Source organism: Geomicrobium halophilum, assembly GCF_014207655.1.
In the GTDB taxonomy this organism is placed as follows: Bacteria; Bacillota; Bacilli; order Bacillales; family Marinococcaceae; genus Geomicrobium; species Geomicrobium halophilum.
Genome location: NZ_JACHHJ010000006.1, coordinates 88,460 through 106,453 on the forward strand (window position 1 = coordinate 88,460; position 17,994 = coordinate 106,453).

The following is a 17,994-nucleotide window of genomic DNA, read 5'->3' on the forward strand; positions in this document are numbered from 1 at the left end:
CCCTAAGGCGTTTGCTGATAAACATGAAATATTGGTATAGATTACGATACAGTGATAGGATTATCCTATAAAAGAAAGGGTGACGCGGTATTTATGGACGGGGCTGAAACGATGATTTTATACGGAATGAAAGTCGTAACTCGTGATCGAACCATAAAAAATGGCTATCTTCTGATGGAATCTGGGAAGATTAAAAGTGTCGGCGCCAACCTCGCAGAGAATGATTACCCAGGTGTTAAGCGTATACGCTATGACAAGGACGATATCGCTATTCCTGGATTTATTGATATCCATATCCATGGTGGATATGGCGTTGATGTTATGGATGCAGAACAGGGTGTGTTTGAAACATTAGGGAGGCAATTGCCCTCAGAAGGAACGACGTCGTATTTGGCAACGACGATTACACAGGCGGAAGATCAAACCAAACGCGCGCTGGAACATGCCGCCTTTTTTCAAGGAGACAGTGGGCAGGCTGAACTTCTTGGCATTCACCTTGAAGGTCCTTTTATCAATGTAAAAAGAAAAGGTGCGCAGCCGCAAGAACACCTCCAAAACGGGGATGTTGAAAAATTCCAGATGTTTCAGGAGGCCTCGGATCAGAACATTCTAATTAGCACATATGCACCGGAGATTCCGGGCGGGGATGCTTTAACGAAGCATTTTAACGAAACAGGAGTGATTCCTTCCATTGGTCATTCTGATGCAACGCAAACCGAGGTAGAGGACGCAGTAAAAGCGGGGGCAAAACATGTGACGCACCTCTTTAACGGAATGAGGGGATTTCATCATCGGGAGCCCGGCGTGGTTGGTACTGCTTTTTCAACTGAATCGCTTATGACTGAACTGATTGTCGATGGATTGCATAGCGTACCAGCGGCGGTGGTGGCAGCTTATCGGGCGATCGGCGCGCAGAATTTGATGTTGATTACCGATAGTATGAGGGCGAAAGGTTTGCAAGACGGAACATATGACTTAGGTGGACAAGGTGTTACCGTTGAAAATGGACAGGCGGTTTTAGCTGACGGCACTCTCGCGGGAAGTATCGCGACGATGGAAACCTGCTTTTGTCGTATGCATCAATTTACGGATGCACCTCTTCATGAATTGGTGAAGATGACGTCTGCCAATCAGGCAGAAACACTTGGGGTTTCGGAACGAAAAGGCGCTATACAACCCGGCATGGATGCGGATATCGTACTATTAAATAACCGTTGGAAGGTTAAAAATACCTGGTGCCGAGGGCAATTGGCGTATGAGGATAAGGAGTGGTAACATGGACGTTATTGTCGTAAAAGACTACGAAAGTTTAAGCACCCAGGCCTGTCGAATGGTAAGCGGGCAGGTGCAGTCAAAAGCTAATAGTGTACTAGGGTTAGCTACCGGGGGGACCCCTGAAGGAATGTATCAGGCCCTCATTGAAGAATACGCCGCTGGTAATCTTTCCTTTCAAGAAACACGGACCTTTAATCTTGACGAATACATTGGGCTGCCAACCGATCACTCCCTTAGTTACCATTCATATATGTACAAACAATTGTTTAACCACATTGACATCCCGCCTGAGAATATCCATTTGCCGGATGGTAATGCTTCTGACTTACAAGCAGAATGCAAAAAATACGAGGCGTTCATTCACGAAGCTGGGGGGATCGATTTACAGATCTTAGGTCTTGGTCACAATGGTCATATTGGATTTAATGAGCCAGAGACTTCTTTTGCTTCAAGGACCCACATTATCGAACTTGATAACGAAACAAGAGAGGCCAATGCCCGCTTTTTTGAGCAGAAAGAGGATGTACCAAAGAGAGCAATTACAATGGGGATCGAGACCATCTTATCAGCGAGGAAAGTGCTTGTACTCGTGTCAAGCGCTGATAAGGCTGAAGCCGTCAAAGATATGGTTTGTCGAGAGATAACCAGCGCTTTTCCGGCCACTGTTTTGCAAAAGCACCCGGCAGTCACTGTTCTCGTCGATGAAAAGGCCGCCTTACGTCTGCCACAAGAGAGGATCACTCGCTATGAATAGAATCAAGGTAAAAGAGGAGTTGGACCTAGGGAATAACGACTGGGAGGATTTATAGGCTAGGTGAAAGGCGGTTGTTGACCTCGTACGTTACTACCTACCGGGCGAGCCCAGTATACGTTTATTCAGCAAGTGGATCGTTTCCTTGAGCCTCATAAGTCAAGTTGTTGGTTCATAGGTATATCATTGGGTCAATCAAGAGCCACATTTTTTGTAAGAAAATGTGTCTTCATACGACACAATTTATGATATGATATGTAATGATGTTGGTTCGATGAAAAAATTGGACGCATGAAAGATAAGAATGGGGCGTATTCACGTGTTTATAGATATAAATGGCAGCCAGGTTCACTACCATCGCTCGGGTCAGGGGAAAGATGTGCTTCTTTTACATGGCTGGGGAGCCAATATTGATACGTTTGCTCCTGTTCACCGTAATCTTGAGCAGTATTTTACCGTTTGGTCGATTGATTTTCCAGGATTTGGCGAAAGCTCGGAACCACCGGAGCCGTGGAGTGTAGATGACTATACGAATATGTTAGACACATTTATTAAAGAAAATGGGATTGAGCGCCCAATCTTAATTGGTCATTCATTTGGAGGCAGGGTATCGATTCGTTATGCTTCTGATCGTGACGTTCATAAAATCATTTTAGTGGATAGCGCAGGGATTAAACCGAAGCGCAGTTGGAAATATCATGCTAAGGTTTATACATATAAAGCAAGTAAATTAGTTTTGAATTTGCCAGGCTTAAAATCTCGTAAAGATGATATTCTTGCAAACGTAAAGAAGAGACTAGGTTCTACAGATTATCAGAATGTATCAGGTGTCATGCAGCAAACGCTTGTGAAAGTGGTAAATGAAGATTTACAACACTATTTACCCAAAATATCAGTGCCTTCTCTGCTCGTTTGGGGTGAGCACGACGACGCTACACCTGTGTCCGATGGGAGAACCATGGAAGAAAAGATCCCGGACGCTGGTCTTGTCGTTTTAAAGGGCGCAGGTCATTATGCTTATCTTGATAACCTCCAAGAATTTTTGATTATCCTGAACCATTTCCTGGATAAAGATAAGGAGGCCCGAAAGACGAATGAATAGTCTACTTATTATTTTACTCATCGTCGCCTGGGCGGTTTATAACACGGTTCGTATCAAAAAAAATGTACACATGTTGCAGCTTAATTCCTATCGGAATGAACGTTATTTTCGCTGGATGAAAGAACATCCGGAAAAGGCGATTTATCTCCGTGATATTTGGCCGGCATTATCTTTTGTATTCTTATTACCGTTATGGGGTTCCTGGTGGTTCTGGCTAGCCATGATTTGGGCGATTGCTAGCTATATTTTATTGACCGTCAATCGCCCGAAAACCGCAGAGAAGAAGAAGCTTGCCATCACTCCTCGCGTCAAGCGGCTATTTATGACAACAGGGGTGCTCTATGTGCTCGTTATGGCCCTTTCCTTACTGATTGGCTTTAATGACACGTTTGCTCTTGCCTGGTTTTTGCTTATTCTTGTGCTTTCTAATTTCCTATCTTATTTTATGGTGTTGATCGCCAATACGATTAATATGCCCATTGAATCCCAAGTCCATCAATATTATTTTAATGATGCTGAAAAAATCATTCGTTCATCGCCCGATCTTGAAGTGATTGGTGTGACTGGAAGTTATGGAAAGACCAGTACAAAGCATATTTTAAAAGAAGTGTTAGCAAGCGAATATAACGTGTTGATGACGCCAGAAAGCTATAATACAAAAATGGGTGTAACAAGGACGATCCGTACGTACCTGAAACCCTATCACGAACTGTTTATTGCCGAAATGGGTGCGAAGCAGGAGCATGATATTCAGGATATTTGTGAGCTTGTTCATCAAAAATACGGGATCATTACAGCCATTGGTGAGCAGCATTTAGAAACGTTTAAAACCCTCGACAATATTAAGAAAACAAAATTTGAGCTCGTTGAAACGCTGCCTAATAATGGCACGGCTTTTCTCAATAAAGACGATGAAAATATCAACTCCTATCAGCAAAAGAATAATTGCCGGACCATGTATTACGGCATTGATGCCGATGATTTACATTACCGAGCAAAAGACATTCAGTATTCAGCGAAGGGAACGACATTTACAGTTTTAAAATATGATGGCACGAACGTCCAGATTGAGACAAGATTATTGGGGCGGCATAACATCTATAATATTCTGGCGGCCATTGCGATCGGCTCGGAGAAAAATATTTCGCTCGAAAAGATGGCCCGCGCGATCAAGGGCGTGAACCCGGTCCCCCACCGTCTCGAGTTGAGGAAAACAAGCGAGCAATTGACGCTCATCGATGATAGCTTTAACTCTAACCCCACTGGGGCTAAAATGGCTGTTGAAGTGCTTGGTTCCATGCCTGAGAAGAAATTACTTGTAACACCTGGAATGATCGAGCTGGGCGATCGGGAATATGAACTGAATAAAACGCTGGCCCATCAAGCTGCTGAAGTCTGTGATTTTATTATTCTCGTCGGCAAAAAGCAGACACGGCCGCTTCAAGACGGCTTAGTGGAAGCTGGGTACCCGGAGGCGCAATCCTATGTCGCTTTTGACTTGCATGATGCGTTGCAAAAAATGCGTGAGGTGACGGCCGATCAATCTTCAGTTGTTTTATTGGAAAATGATTTGCCTGATACGTTCAATGAATAGTTTGGGGGAAGGAAAAAACTTATGAAAACAAGAGTTGGTGTGTTTTTCGGGGGGATCTCGGTTGAACATGAAGTTTCCGTGATTTCAGGGTTGCAAGCCATCGACGCGATGGATCTCAATCGCTATGAACCGATTCCCATCTATATGGCAAAAGACCGGACTTGGTATACCGGTGAACGATTGACCGATATTGAAGCCTATAAAGATTTGGACGGTCTGTTGCAGGAGGTGCAAAAGGTTACCCCCGTCGCTGCTGATAACGGCGGGGTTGTTTTGCAGAAAAAACCAGTCCCAAAGTTTGGAAAAAGAGACGTCGCGCAAATTGATGTTGCCTTTCCTGTACTGCATGGAACATTTGGTGAAGACGGTGCGCTGCAAGGATTCTTTGAATTGTTAAATGTTCCATATACAGGCTGTGACGTCGCGGCTTCTGGAGCCGGAATGGACAAAATTACAATGAAGCAGATGCTAAGAGATGAAGGGGTGCCTGTGCTTGAAGATGTCTGGTTTTACCAGCATCAATGGGCAGAGCAACAGGAAGCGCTGCAAAGTAAGATTGAAGAAAACCTGGGTTATCCCGTCATCGTCAAACCTGCAAACCTTGGTTCAAGTGTCGGTATTGGCATCGCAAGAGACAGCGGTTCACTTGAGTCAGTTGTGGAAGAAGCACTAACGTTTGCCCCCAAACTTGTTGTAGAACCTTTAATTTCCAACTTGACGGAAGTAAATTGCTCGGTACTTGGAGACCCCGAGGAAATGAAAACGTCCGCTTTAGAAGAAGTGCTGAAAACCGAAGATATCTTAAGTTACGCGGATAAATATCAGGGAGGCTCCGGAGGCAAAGGAGATCAATCGGGCACAAAAGGCGGCAGTGGGATGGAAAGCACTGACCGGATCATCCCGGCCCCGGTTTCTGAGGAACTTTCAGAGGAAATTCGTACGTTAGCCAAAGATACATTTCGGATTCTCGGTGGCAGTGGTGTGGCTCGGATTGATTTCATGATTGATAAAAAAGACGAAAAAGTGTATGTGAATGAAATTAACACGATCCCAGGATCACTTTCATTTTACCTATGGGAGCCTGTTGGGAAAGATTTTACGGCACTCACTCATGAAATGATTCAACTAGCACTTAAACGCGAACGGAACCGGGAACGCTTAACGTTCTCTATTGACTCCAACTTGTTCTCGCTACAAGGAAACAACAATGGAAAAGGCGGGAAACAAGGTGGAAATAAGCGCTAAATATACGCTGTATAAAAAGCTGGTACGGGGGTTTTCCCGAACCAGTTTTTTTTAGCAGATAAGGATTTCCCCATAAAAGCTTGACGAAAAGCCAAGTTTTCTAATGCTATAAGATGAAGGACTAAAGCTGCGCGCCGCGCCGAAAAAGTTCCTCAAACGCTGAATAAAATGCCTAGCGCGCCGAATCATCTAGGTTGTGCGCTGAATAAGCGTGTTGCTGCGCCGAAAAAACCATTTCGCTCGCGCTCGATCATTCGCCCAAGAATTTTTCAATGGACGGGAAAGAACTTTTGAAGCATTGCACTAGTTTAAAGGGGAGAGTAATTGGGAACAGATTATAGAATCACTATTCAGGAGGAATTATCATGAGGCAAATTATATTACATGAAAGACCCGATGGTATGCCGACAAAAGATACGTTTCAATATCAAGAAGTGGACGTTCCTGCTCAAAAAAGCGGAGAGGTGCTATTAAAGACGCTGTATTTGTCTGTGGATCCTTATATGCGCGGGCGGATGTCAGATCTTCCTTCGTATGTGGAGCCTTTTCAGGTGGGTAAGCCTTTAAATGGGGGAATAGTAGCAGAAGTTATTGAATCAGATGGTTCCGTATTGAATACGGGGGATATCGTGACAGGTGCGTTACCTTGGCAAGAGTATATCGCGGTTTCACCGGATGAATTACGACGGGTGGATGTGCATGGAGTTCCGATTTCATCAGCGCTTGGCGTTCTTGGAATGCCTGGCTTAACTGCATATTTTGGAATGTATCATATTGGTGAGCCAAAAGAAGGGGAGACCGTTGTGGTATCTGGCGCAGCTGGAGCCGTTGGTTCACTTGCAGGGCAACTGGCAGCAAAACGCGGGGCCCGTGTCACTGGCATTGTTGGCTCAAGGGAGAAAGCCGACTATATAGTGGAAAAGCTAGGATTTGATAATGCTGTCAATTATAAAGAAGAAAATGTAAGCGATGCGTTAAAAGCGAAATGCCCCGATGGTATTGACGTTTATTTTGAGAATGTGGGTGGCGAGATTTCAGATGCGGTTTGGCCGCAGCTTAATACGTTTGCTCGTGTTCCGCTATGCGGTGCAATCGCGTCATACAATTTGGCAGAAGGAGAAAAAGACATTGGTTTACGTGTGCAAGGGCCCTTTATAAAATCCCGAGTAAAAATGCAAGGTTTCATCGTCGGTGATTTTGCAAAACATTTTTCCGAAGCTTATCGCGAGTTGTCCTCGCTCGTTCAGTCAGGAGATATTTTGTTTGAAGAAACGATTCATGAAGGATTTGATCAAGTACCTGATGCGTTTCTCGGTTTATTTACCGGTGAAAATATAGGAAAGCAATTAGTGAAAGTCGCAGCGCCAAACGGGGAGAAGTAGCCTGTAATGGTGGCGCAGCGTTTCATTTAGAGCGCATAGAAGGTTAGATGCGCTGGTTCTCTCAGGCAAGGTCTGGTGACTTTGCCTATTTTAATGGGTTTTTGGTATGAAATTCCAAAGGATGATTCAAGGATCCTTTAATGCTCTATATCGAACATTAGGTGATGGTCCCTTTTTGCAAGAGATCGAAAAGGGAGGCTGTAAGGTTTCCGATATATTCAGGGACGACAGCAATGAAGAAAACCATCGCAAACACGAGCAAACAGAAGCTCATCTTGAACCATAATCGATACCTGAAAAAATAAACAGCAAATCCACCTAAAGTGAATAATAAAACCATTGGACCATTCATTATACCGCCTCCGAGTAAAAAGTAAATCTTTCATTCAAGAAATGGCTCATATGATAAAATATCATCCTCCTGCTCTCCACTCTGATGCCAATATTCCCATAAAATATGTGTCATAATGATTTCCGTCAATATAAGCGTGATTCCGTAGTTGCCCTTCTATTACAAATGGTATTTTTTATACAGGGCACAAGCATTATCGTCGTACCTCTAGTTGTCAAATATAATTTATTGAGACGAAGCTGATTACATTTTTTCCAAAACCTTGGCCTCTAGCTTCGGGGCAAGAAGGATGCCAATACTACTGGCTCTACCGTGTTCATATTCTATATTTTGAAGAAAAACGTACCCAATGAGTTTATAATCCTCATTTTCAATGGCTAATAATAGATCGCCATTTTGCTTTTTTTCTCTACCTGATGTTATCCCTTTAAGAACTTTATGATAGTCGAAGTGAGTGATGCGAAACAATAGTCTCTTGTTCCTTATAAAACTTCCCTGTTGACTGATTTCTCAAACTTGTAAAATCGAAGGTCGTAAGAACACATTATATGTCGCTTTCCAAAAGCACTTATCTATTTTTTGTAAAAATTCTTATCCAAGATTCTTTATAAGTGCGTGTGAAGACCAGCTGCGAACATCCTGCTTGCACCACGAAAGCATTCCCTTCTCACGAAGGAAAAGGGGCTCTTTTCCGTGGATATGGTACGCAGTTAAAGGTATATGAAAAAGGTGAAGCATTCATACACCGTAATTGACTGCTTCAATCATGATATGGGTCATGAGGTTTGAGATCATTGAAGGAAATGTTTTGCGCAGGAGTATATTATGATATCATACCGGGGGGATCGGCATGATTAAATTCAATCTTTATGATCCTCGGCGTGATGGAATCTACTTCGATCGATGATCATGGAAAGGATTTTCCTCCGAAAAAATCTAGGAAATGATTAAATTTCTACTTGCATTTTACCTTTCAGACGCATATAATATAATTTGTCAGCTTAAGAGTTAGCAACTGGCCCGTTGGTCAAGGGGTTAAGACACCGCCCTTTCACGGCGGTAACGCGGGTTCGAATCCCGCACGGGTCACCATTCATGGAGGAGTAGCGAAGTTGGCCAAACGCGGCGGACTGTAAATCCGCTCTCTCTGAGTTCGGCGGTTCGAATCCGTCCTCCTCCACCATTTGCATTAAGCGGGAGTAGTTCAGCGGTAGAACACCACCTTGCCAAGGTGGGGGTCGCGGGTTCGAATCCCGTCTCCCGCTCCATAACCTTGGTTTGACAAGGTTTATTTTTAAATCATTGACGCCTGAGGAAAACAGTGGTAAAATATTAAGCATTCCAGTCAAAATAACATTATGCGGGTGTAGTTTAATGGTAAAACTTCAGCCTTCCAAGCTGATAACGTGGGTTCGATTCCCATCACCCGCTCCATAGTTGAAGATGAAAGCAAAACATGGTTTTGCTTTTTTTTTAATGCTTTTTTAGACAATGTCTAGAGACAACCGATTCCCACGGTTTCGCGGAAGCGTAAAAAGTTATTTTAGAAGAAACTTGGTTTTTTTATAAAAATTCTGTCTGTACTCAGTGCGCCATGCTACCATGTTAGAGAGACTTATTTTGAAACCTTGCGAATATGTTCATCGTATTTGTATTGGGTGGTGAAGCCGGGGGTCATGTTTCATGGATGAGTGGATGAAGCGATGTGTTCAAAAGGTTCAGGAAGGAGACACCGATGCGTTTTCGGAAATTGTGAATGCCTTTAAGGACAGGGTGTATCAAATTTCATACCGCATGTTGGGGAACTCTCAAGAAGCCCAGGACATTGCTCAAGAAGCCTTTCTCCGTGCGTATACAAACCTCTCAAGCTATGATCCGAATCGTAAATTTTCCACCTGGTTGTTTCGGATTACCACTAACTTAAGTATTGATAAGCTTCGTAAGCGAAAGCCGAACTACTCTCTGGATGCTGAAGTAGAGGGGACAGAAGGTCTGGATGGATATTCACAATTAGCCGCACAAGATGTCTTACCCGATGAACAAGTCGTTATGCTAGAGTGGCAGGCTTCCATTCAAAAGGAAATTTCCGCACTCCCTCCTAAGTATCGTGCCGCGATTATTTTAAAGTATATGGAAGATTTGTCATTGCAGGAGATGAGCGAAATCCTTAACCTACCTGTTGCAACGGTGAAAACGCATGTACATAGAGGCAGGGAAGCGCTGCGTAAACGCCTGAAGAAGTGGTGATGAGGAGGTTGCTCAACATGGAATGTTTTGTGAGTGTAAACGATATTCGCCGATACTTCGATGGTGAAATGAAACAAGAAGAAAGAGACCAGTTTTACCTTCATTTGCCTGATTGCATAAAATGCCAAGAACACTTTGAGGAAGTCAAGAAAACCATTGCTCTTACGCAAAGCGCTTCACATATTGAAGCTCCTCCTGCATTTACTTCAAAAGTGATGGACAACCTTCCGCATAAGAAACCGAGAAGAAGATGGAAAACGTGGATACATAACCACCCGCTTATTGTTGCAGCTCTTGTCTGTTTTATTTTTTCATCTATTGTGTTTTGGCTCATTTGGATAGGGAGCGATGAAGTCACCATTAGCGGTGAAGGTAACGTTGAAGTCATTCGTGAAACGAATACGGTTCTTGTGCCTGAAGGAGAAATGATCGAAGGTGATCTCGTTGTTCGCAATGGAAATGTAGACGTTCAGGGTGAAGTGCACGGGGACCTCACTGTTATTCATGGGGAGATGTCCACCACGGGTCAAGTTACCGGAGATGTAGAAGAAATCAACCAAATGCTTGCCTGGATCTGGTATGAGATAAAGACATTAACAAAAGACACTTGGTCAAGTTCATAGGTTGGGAACTCATATTTTCACATCTGTTTACCGATACTCTGCCGGGATTGTGCGATTATTTTCGACTAAAAGTTTGTAACAAAACCTCCCTTACATCGTTATATATGAATGAGTGCTTAAAAGATAGATAGGAATATTGAAGCGGAGAATAGAGTATAATGAATAGGTGTGGCAAAATTATCCTTATCATGTTTGCTGTGGTATAATGAGGGTATTGGCCCCTTGGGGTTCTCGGTTTCAATTCCTAGTGGGAGGAAAACTGATGTTTGGTGATGATTTTTTAACGTGGTTAGCGAGAATTGTTGACATCTTGCTCGTGGCGTTTGTTGTATATAAAGTAATTACCATTGTTCGTGGTACGAGAGCTGTCCAGTTAATTAAGGGTATTATTGTCATACTTGCGGCTTGGTTCCTTAGTAGTTTATTAGGTTTACAAACCATGCAGTTTCTGATGAATCTCGTTGTTACATATGGCGTTTTAGCGATCATTATTATTTTCCAGCCTGAGATGAGACGGGCGCTTGAGCAATTGGGACGCGGCCGTTTATTTGGAAGGGGACCTACGCCAGAAGAGAAGAACTCCATTAATACAATTGATGCTTTAATGAAATCTTTAAAATACATGGCAAAACGTCGAATTGGTGCTTTGATTTCCCTGGAAAATGAAACAGGAATGAATGACTACGTCGAAACAGGAGTTCCGGTGAAAGCACAAATTTCATCTGAACTACTTATTAATATTTTTATCCCGAATGCCCCTCTCCATGATGGTGCTGTTATTATTCATAATAATATTCTAAGTGCAGCTGCTTGTTATTTACCGCTTTCAGAAAATCCATTTATATCCAAGGAATTGGGGACAAGACACCGTGCCGCTATTGGAGTAAGTGAAGTGACAGATGCACTCACGATTATTGTATCTGAAGAAACTGGAGCGATATCCGTTACGAAAAATGGAGAAATTCATCGAGACCTTGATGAAGAGCGCCTTCGAAAAATGTTGGAAAACCAACTGTTAAAAGGTGTAAAAACAAGTAGTCCGTCACGTAGGCAGCGGGGAGGACGTAAAAATGGATAGACTCTTTAATAATCATTGGTTTCTTCGGTTCACTTCGTTGGTCATCGCCTTTATGTTGTTTTTAATGGTCAATATGGATGAAGTAGGGAATCAACCGGGCATGTTTCCAGTAGCGAGCTCGGAGCAATTGACCATTGAAGATGTAGAGGTCAATGCTTATTATGATGAGGAAGATTACGCCATTCTTGAGATGGAAGACGTGGTTGATGTACAGGTCTCCGGGACAAGGAGCTCTCTGCAACTTTTTCAAGTGACGAATCCGAATTATGAAGTGTACGTGGATCTTGAAGGTTTAGGCCCTGGCGTGCATAATGTAAATGTTGAACATAGTGATTTCCCATCTGGGCTTAATGTAGAAGTTGTCCCAGATACGATTCAGGTAACGTTGGAAGAGCGAGAAACAGCAATGTTACCTGTGGAAGTAGAGATTATGAATGAAGAGGAAATTGAAGAAGGTTACACGATCGGGGATCCGGAAGTTTCGCCGGAAGAAGTCGAAGTACATGGGGCGACGTCTCAGCTTCAGGATATAGGGTCCTTGCAGGCGTTCATTGATGTGAGGGAAGCAGATGAAACGATCACTGAGAACGTCGATGTTTCTGTGTATGGCCCTTATGGGGAAGAGATGGATTTTGATGTAAATCCAGAAACCGTTGAGATTGTTGTTCCTATTACCCCGCCTTCCACAGAGGTGCCGCTCGAAGTGGTTACCGAAGGCAACCTTGATGATAACCTTGAATTGGTTGATATATCTCCTGAAACCGAAAATGTCACGATTTATGGGCCATTGGATGTGATCAATGATATCGATGCTGTCGAAGCAGGCCCCCTTGACTTAGTTGAGATTACGGAGAATGAAACGATTGAATTAGAGGTCATCCCGCCTGAAGGTGTGGAGTATATCCTTCCTGAATCCATTAATGTAGAGGTTTCTGTTGAAAACGGGGAACCTGTTGAAAACGACGAATCGGCGAGCGAAATGATCGAAGTACCTGTGGATTTTGATAATGTTCCTGAAGACGTTGAGGTCACGCAGGAAGAAGAGACGCTAGAAGTGACCATTTCTGGCGAAGAAGAGGAATTAGAAGCTGTAAGCGAAGAGGAGATACGACCGTACCTTGATTATGAAGATGTCGAAGATGATGTTGAAAATGAGGAAGAAACTGACGAAGATATAGAGGGAGAGACGGGTACGGACGAACTACCTGTACACGTTGAAGGTCCAAATGATGTAATGTATGAAACAGACGTGGAAAGCATGGAAGTGGAAATAACAGATAATGGCGAAGATGAATAGCCTACAAGTGTGTGCTGTTGTTGCAACCCCCTAAATAAAGAATTTCCAGGATTTTTTCGAACAACCTCTAAGCAGGGGGAGCAGAAGGAGAGATATAAAATGGGAAAGTATTTTGGCACAGATGGTGTAAGAGGGGTAGCGAATACCGAACTTACACCTGAATTTGCATTTAAGATCGGGCGCGCAGGTGGTTACGTGTTAGCGAAGGACAATCGTGAGCACCCCAAAGTGGTCATCGGTCGTGATACCCGTATCTCTGGTGAAATGTTAGAAGGTGCACTTGTGGCAGGCCTTCTTTCAATAGGCGCAGAAGTCATGCGCTTAGGCGTAATCTCTACCCCTGGTGTCGCATATCTTACGAAGGCTATTAATGCCGATGCAGGCATTATGATCTCAGCTTCTCACAACCCTGTAGAGGATAATGGCATCAAATTCTTTGGCGCGGATGGATTTAAATTGTCGGCTGAGCAAGAAGAGGAAATTGAACAATTAATTGAACAAGGGGCAGAATTACCTCGTCCAACCGGTGTTCAACTTGGAAATGTGAACGATTATTTTGAAGGTGTTCAAAAGTACATTCAATTTTTGAAACAAACAGTTGAAGAAGACTTTACAGATTTGAATATCGCTCTTGATTGTGCTCATGGAGCTGCTTCTTCTGTCGCACCGCGGCTATTTGCAGATCTTGATGCTGAGATTTCCACCGTGGGCAATAATCCTGACGGTACAAATATCAACGATGGGGTTGGCTCGACACAACCGGATCAGCTTGTGGACCTTGTGAAAGAAAAAGGAGCAGATGTTGGGTTAGCATTTGATGGAGATGCGGATCGGCTCATCGCGGTTGATGAGAAAGGAAATATCATCGACGGGGACAAAATTCTCTACATTTGTGCACGATACTTGAAAGAAGAAGGCCTGCTAGCTCACAACACACTTGTTACGACGGTAATGAGCAATTTAGGCCTGTATAAAGCCTTAAAAGAGATCGATATCGTAACGAAGAAAACAGCGGTTGGCGATAAATACGTAATGGAAGAAATGCGCCAGGGGAAATATAGTCTAGGCGGAGAACAGTCGGGCCACGTGATTTTCCTTGACTATGTAACAACAGGCGACGGACTGTTAACAGCATTGCAACTTGTGAATATCATGAAAGTAAAAGATAAGAGTTTATCAGAACTTGCATCCCATGTTGAAAAGTATCCCCAACGCTTAGAAAATGTTCGCGTTGTAAACAAAAATGCGGTAGAGGAAAATGAAGCCGTAAAGGCAGTTATTGCAAAAGTAGAGAAGCAAATGGCAGGGAACGGTCGTGTGCTTGTGAGGCCATCAGGGACGGAACCGCTCGTACGTGTCATGGTTGAAGCGGAAACCGAAACGCTCTGTCAAGATTATGTGGAAGAAATTGAAACTGTGATTCGGGAAGAAATGGGTATGGCTGAAGATGGATAGGTTGCGCTGTTAAAGCACGGCGCAAACCATTCATTTCATTTTTCATTGACGAAGGTTTAAGCATTATAGTATTCTAAGTTTGTTGTTTAATTATGGAAAATGAAGGGAGGATCGTAAGGCTTACATTTCGAATGGGGATCTCCATTCCAAAAGCGCCCGGACTGTTTTGGACGGTACAAAAAACAGTTGACGAGGTGGAGGTGTATCGAAGATCGGCGGATACCTCCCGGTTGAACATGTCACAACCGCAAGCCTGAGCTCAAAACGAGGAGGCGACTCTTCGCACAAAGCAATGGCATTGACGAAATTATGATAAAGAGCGGGGCAAGGGTGCCCCGACTTGCAGCATGCCTTGCCCCCTCTGAAACGGAGGAATCGGGTTATGTGTGGAATTGTAGGATATATTGGGACAAAAAATGTAAAAGATATTTTGTTAAAAGGTCTTGAGAAATTAGAATATCGCGGGTACGATTCGGCGGGGCTCGCGATTGCAGATGAGAATCAAGGCGACACACAGATCGTAAAGGAAAAAGGACGCATCGCGACATTGCGCGCAGAAGCTGATGCGGCCGATCTGGATGGAACTACCGGTATCGGTCACACCCGTTGGGCCACACACGGAGCGCCGAGCGCCCGGAACGCTCACCCTCACCAGAGTACGAGTAAACGATTTACGCTCGTTCATAATGGTGTTATTGAGAATTATGAGGAGCTAAAAGCGGAATATTTAGCGGATGTAGAGCTTGTAAGTGAGACGGATACTGAAGTCATTATTCAAATGATCGAGCGTTTTGTCACTGAAGGTCATGAGGTTGAAGCGGCCCTCCGCAAGACATTATCGCTGTTAAAGGGGTCCTATGCCCTTGCTTTACTTGATACAAATGCGAAAGACCGGATTTATGTTGGGAAGAATAAAAGCCCTTTGCTCGTAGGACTTCATGATGAAGCAAACGTTGTCGCTTCAGACTCTATGGCGATGCTTCATATTACGAAAACTTTTGTCGAGCTGATGGATAAAGAAATCGTAACAGTCACTCGCGATGGAGTACGAATTCAAGACCTTGAAGGTACAGAAGTCACCCGAGAACCATTCACGGCAGAATTAGATGAAAGTGACACTGAAAAAGGAACGTACACCCACTACATGCTCAAGGAAATTGATGAACAACCATTCGTCATCCGTAATATTCTTCAAAAGTATCAAGATGATCATAATGAGATTAAGCTTTCAGACGATATCCGTTCCGCCCTAAATAGTGCTGATCGCCTGTATATTATCGCAGCCGGAACGAGTTATCATGCCGGACTCGTCGGCAAAGAAATAATGGAAAAAGCCGCGGGCAAACCGGTGGAAGTTCATATTGCCAGCGAATTCTTATACAACCAGCCATTGCTGTCCCAGAACCCGCTCTTTATTTTTATTTCACAAAGCGGTGAAACAGCAGATAGTCGCGGGGTGCTCGTAAACGTGAAAGAAGCGGGTCACCCAGCGCTTACGATCACAAACGTACCAGGTTCAACCCTTTCCCGTGAAGCTGACTTTACGCTGCATACCTATGCAGGACCGGAAATTGCTGTTGCCTCTACAAAGGCCTACACTGCCCAAATGGCTGTTCTCTCCATCCTCGCGATGGACGGTGCCCATGCTCGGGGAATCGATACTGACTTCGATGCGATCCATGAGCTTAGCATCGCTGCCAACGCCATGGAAGTGCTTTGTGATCAGAAGGATAATATGGAACAAATCGCCCGGGATTATTTACTCGAATCACGTAATGCCTTTTTCATTGGACGCTCCTTCGACTACCACGTTGTCCAGGAAGGCGCCCTGAAACTAAAGGAAATCTCGTATATCCAGGCAGAAGGCTTTGCCGGCGGAGAATTAAAACACGGGACCATTGCCTTAATTGAAGAAGGAACGCCGGTCATCGCACTGGCTACGCAAGAGAATGTTAACCTGAACATTCGTGGAAACTTACAAGAAGTCGTTGCCCGCGGAGCTAATCCTTGCGTCGTGAGCATGGAAGGATCGCACCGCGACACAGATCAGGTCGTGCTCCCTCCGGTACATTCGTACTTGGCACCACTTGTATCTGTAGTCCCTCTGCAATTGATTTCGTATTATGCCGCACTGCATCGTGGATGTGACGTTGATAAGCCAAGGAATTTGGCTAAAAGCGTAACGGTGGAATAGGGGATATTGTTTTAGTGGATTTAAATGTTGAGTGACAAAAAGGTTCTTTACGCTGTTATTATGAGATAATCATAATAACAGCTTTTTTCTATATTTTTCATCTGGAGAAACTATGCCGAAGTACAGATGAAAAATGTGAATGCCTCCGTGTGATTGCGCTATAGCTTGATAAGGTCATTAGTCTTTAAGCGCTTCTATCATGATTGAGAACCTGTCATATTATGGGTATTAGGAAAAGGGCACTTTCCTTATAGGTGGCGCCCTTCATAAATAATGATTCCAACAAGGTAAACAGTGGAAGCAGTTCTCTGATTTCTTTTCCTCATTTCCTTGTATTCCCTCTTAATGAAAGTAATATTTGAGATACAATCGCCAATATAGGTAACTCAATGAGTGGTCCAATGACTAAGACCAATGCAATCAATGGTTGATCTGGAAAGGCTGCTATTACGATTGCCAAAGCAATAGGGGAATTACGTGCAATGACGGTTAAACTTAGACTCACTGTATCTTCATAAGAAAACTTCAATGCTTTTCCAACCGTTTGTGCCACAACAAAGTTTATGGCAAAGAATAGCAAGACTGGAATCAATAATATTAAAATGATCTCTAGATTGTTGATTAAATAAGATCCCTCTGAAGCAAACATTGCTGTAATAGCTAATGCTAAAAATAGAATTTGGGCGGAAGAGAAAAAGGGAATCAGTTTATCGTTTAAAAATGTTCTCTTGTTCTTTAATAAATAACGGGATAATTGAGCCATTGCAAATGGTATGACTAAAACCAATACAACACTTTTGGTAACGGTGGAAAGGGAGACAGATTCCATAGTACCTACAAAGATAAACAGATACATCGGTATCAATAACATTTGCAGAATTAAATTGATGGGCAATACAGAGGTCGATAATGACATGTTACCTTTAGCGATTTTTGTAAAAACTAAATACCAGTCTGTACATGGTGTTACCATGAACATGATAAATCCTAACCATAATGCAGGATAGTCGGCGAGGAAAATAGCACCAAGACCCCATGCTAGTAATGGCGTCCAAACAAAATTGATAATAGTACTTGTGTTTAAAAACCTTATATTTTTAAATGCATCTTTAAAATCTTTTAATGGGATCGCTAGAAATAATCCATACAGCATGAGTAATAAAAACGGAATGATAAAGAACTCTGCATTCTGTTCAAAAAGGGTGAACTGCCCTAATAAAAGTCCGGCTCCTACTGCGATTAAAATGATGACCGTTTGAAACTTCTCTAAAATATTCATGATCATGCCCCTTCTGGAAAAGTAGAGGTACGTACGCGTTACTCATTGCATTCAGGATAACTGATATGGATGTCAATTGCTTTGATAATATTGACTTCGAATTCGAAATGAAAAGTAAGA

The 17,994-nt window shown here is 43.3% G+C and carries 15 protein-coding genes and 4 tRNA genes; 16 read left to right on the forward strand and 3 right to left on the reverse strand.

Annotated features, from left to right (window positions below; genetic code table 11):
• The first annotated feature begins 93 nt into the window (after positions 1 to 93).
• The 6 genes from nagA to HNR44_RS16395 all read left to right on the forward strand — a co-directional run bounded on the left by nagA (position 94) and on the right by HNR44_RS16395 (position 7,349).
• Positions 94 to 1,275, forward strand: a complete 1,182-nt coding sequence (nagA, locus tag HNR44_RS16370) for an N-acetylglucosamine-6-phosphate deacetylase (RefSeq protein ID WP_184405442.1) — start codon at positions 94 to 96, stop codon at positions 1,273 to 1,275.
• Position 1,276: 1 nt separating this feature from the next.
• On the forward strand, positions 1,277 to 2,029 hold the full coding sequence (nagB, locus tag HNR44_RS16375; protein ID WP_184405443.1) for a glucosamine-6-phosphate deaminase: 753 nt from the start codon (positions 1,277 to 1,279) through the stop codon (positions 2,027 to 2,029).
• Positions 2,030 to 2,345: 316 nt separating this feature from the next.
• Positions 2,346 to 3,128: an alpha/beta fold hydrolase gene (locus HNR44_RS16380; protein WP_184405444.1), complete on the forward strand. Its 783-nt coding sequence runs from the start codon at positions 2,346 to 2,348 to the stop codon at positions 3,126 to 3,128.
• Positions 3,121 to 4,722, forward strand: coding sequence for a UDP-N-acetylmuramoyl-tripeptide--D-alanyl-D-alanine ligase (locus tag HNR44_RS16385; RefSeq protein WP_184405445.1), 1,602 nt, complete (start codon positions 3,121 to 3,123; stop codon positions 4,720 to 4,722). The genes HNR44_RS16380 and HNR44_RS16385 overlap by 8 nt, the downstream gene beginning before the upstream one ends.
• Positions 4,723 to 4,743: 21 nt before the next feature.
• Complete coding sequence (locus tag HNR44_RS16390; RefSeq protein ID WP_184405446.1) at positions 4,744 to 5,967, forward strand: D-alanine--D-alanine ligase family protein; 1,224 nt, start codon at positions 4,744 to 4,746, stop codon at positions 5,965 to 5,967.
• Positions 5,968 to 6,332: 365 nt separating this feature from the next.
• The gene (locus HNR44_RS16395) at positions 6,333 to 7,349 is read left to right on the forward strand and encodes an NADP-dependent oxidoreductase (protein ID WP_184405447.1); all 1,017 of its coding nucleotides are present in this window, start codon (positions 6,333 to 6,335) and stop codon (positions 7,347 to 7,349) included.
• Between the two features lie 157 nt (positions 7,350 to 7,506).
• Here the strand turns inward: HNR44_RS16395 and HNR44_RS16400 are convergent, their stop codons facing one another.
• Both HNR44_RS16400 and HNR44_RS16405 read right to left on the reverse strand, forming a co-directional pair.
• Positions 7,507 to 7,701, reverse strand: a complete 195-nt coding sequence (locus tag HNR44_RS16400; RefSeq protein WP_184405448.1) for a hypothetical protein — start codon at positions 7,699 to 7,701, stop codon at positions 7,507 to 7,509.
• 243 nt (positions 7,702 to 7,944) lie between these two features.
• Positions 7,945 to 8,169, reverse strand: coding sequence for a hypothetical protein (locus tag HNR44_RS16405; protein ID WP_184405449.1), 225 nt, complete (start codon positions 8,167 to 8,169; stop codon positions 7,945 to 7,947).
• A 549-nt stretch (positions 8,170 to 8,718) separates the two neighbouring features.
• Between HNR44_RS16405 and HNR44_RS16410 the strand changes: the two genes are divergently transcribed.
• The 10 genes from HNR44_RS16410 (at position 8,719) to glmS (ending at position 16,595) form a co-directional block, all read left to right on the forward strand.
• Positions 8,719 to 8,793, forward strand: a tRNA-Glu gene (locus HNR44_RS16410).
• 5 nt (positions 8,794 to 8,798) lie between these two features.
• A tRNA-Tyr gene (locus HNR44_RS16415) sits at positions 8,799 to 8,884 on the forward strand.
• Positions 8,885 to 8,894: 10 nt separating this feature from the next.
• Positions 8,895 to 8,969: transfer RNA gene (locus tag HNR44_RS16420), tRNA-Gly, on the forward strand.
• 92 nt (positions 8,970 to 9,061) lie between these two features.
• A tRNA-Gly gene (locus tag HNR44_RS16425) sits at positions 9,062 to 9,135 on the forward strand.
• A gap of 249 nt (positions 9,136 to 9,384) precedes the next feature.
• Positions 9,385 to 9,948 (forward strand): RNA polymerase sigma factor SigW, encoded by a 564-nt coding sequence (gene sigW, locus HNR44_RS16430; protein ID WP_184405451.1) that lies wholly within the window; start codon positions 9,385 to 9,387, stop codon positions 9,946 to 9,948.
• 17 nt (positions 9,949 to 9,965) lie between these two features.
• Positions 9,966 to 10,571: an anti-sigma factor gene (locus HNR44_RS16435; protein ID WP_184405452.1), complete on the forward strand. Its 606-nt coding sequence runs from the start codon at positions 9,966 to 9,968 to the stop codon at positions 10,569 to 10,571.
• Positions 10,572 to 10,833: 262 nt separating this feature from the next.
• Positions 10,834 to 11,649 carry a diadenylate cyclase CdaA gene (gene cdaA, locus HNR44_RS16440; protein WP_184405455.1) on the forward strand — a complete coding sequence of 272 codons (816 nt, stop codon included), beginning with the start codon at positions 10,834 to 10,836 and terminating at the stop codon, positions 11,647 to 11,649.
• On the forward strand, positions 11,642 to 12,946 hold the full coding sequence (locus HNR44_RS16445; protein WP_184405457.1) for a CdaR family protein: 1,305 nt from the start codon (positions 11,642 to 11,644) through the stop codon (positions 12,944 to 12,946). The genes cdaA and HNR44_RS16445 overlap by 8 nt, the downstream gene beginning before the upstream one ends.
• Before the next feature lie 99 nt (positions 12,947 to 13,045).
• On the forward strand, positions 13,046 to 14,401 hold the full coding sequence (gene glmM / locus HNR44_RS16450; protein ID WP_184405459.1) for a phosphoglucosamine mutase: 1,356 nt from the start codon (positions 13,046 to 13,048) through the stop codon (positions 14,399 to 14,401).
• Positions 14,402 to 14,783: 382 nt separating this feature from the next.
• Positions 14,784 to 16,595, forward strand: a complete 1,812-nt coding sequence (gene glmS / locus HNR44_RS16455) for a glutamine--fructose-6-phosphate transaminase (isomerizing) (RefSeq protein ID WP_184405462.1) — start codon at positions 14,784 to 14,786, stop codon at positions 16,593 to 16,595.
• Positions 16,596 to 16,917: 322 nt separating this feature from the next.
• On the opposite strand, the gene HNR44_RS16460 is transcribed toward glmS, so the two are convergent.
• Entirely contained in the window at positions 16,918 to 17,874 is a 957-nt protein-coding gene (locus HNR44_RS16460; protein ID WP_184405464.1) for an arsenic resistance protein, read from the reverse strand.
• Positions 17,875 to 17,994 lie beyond the last annotated feature (120 nt).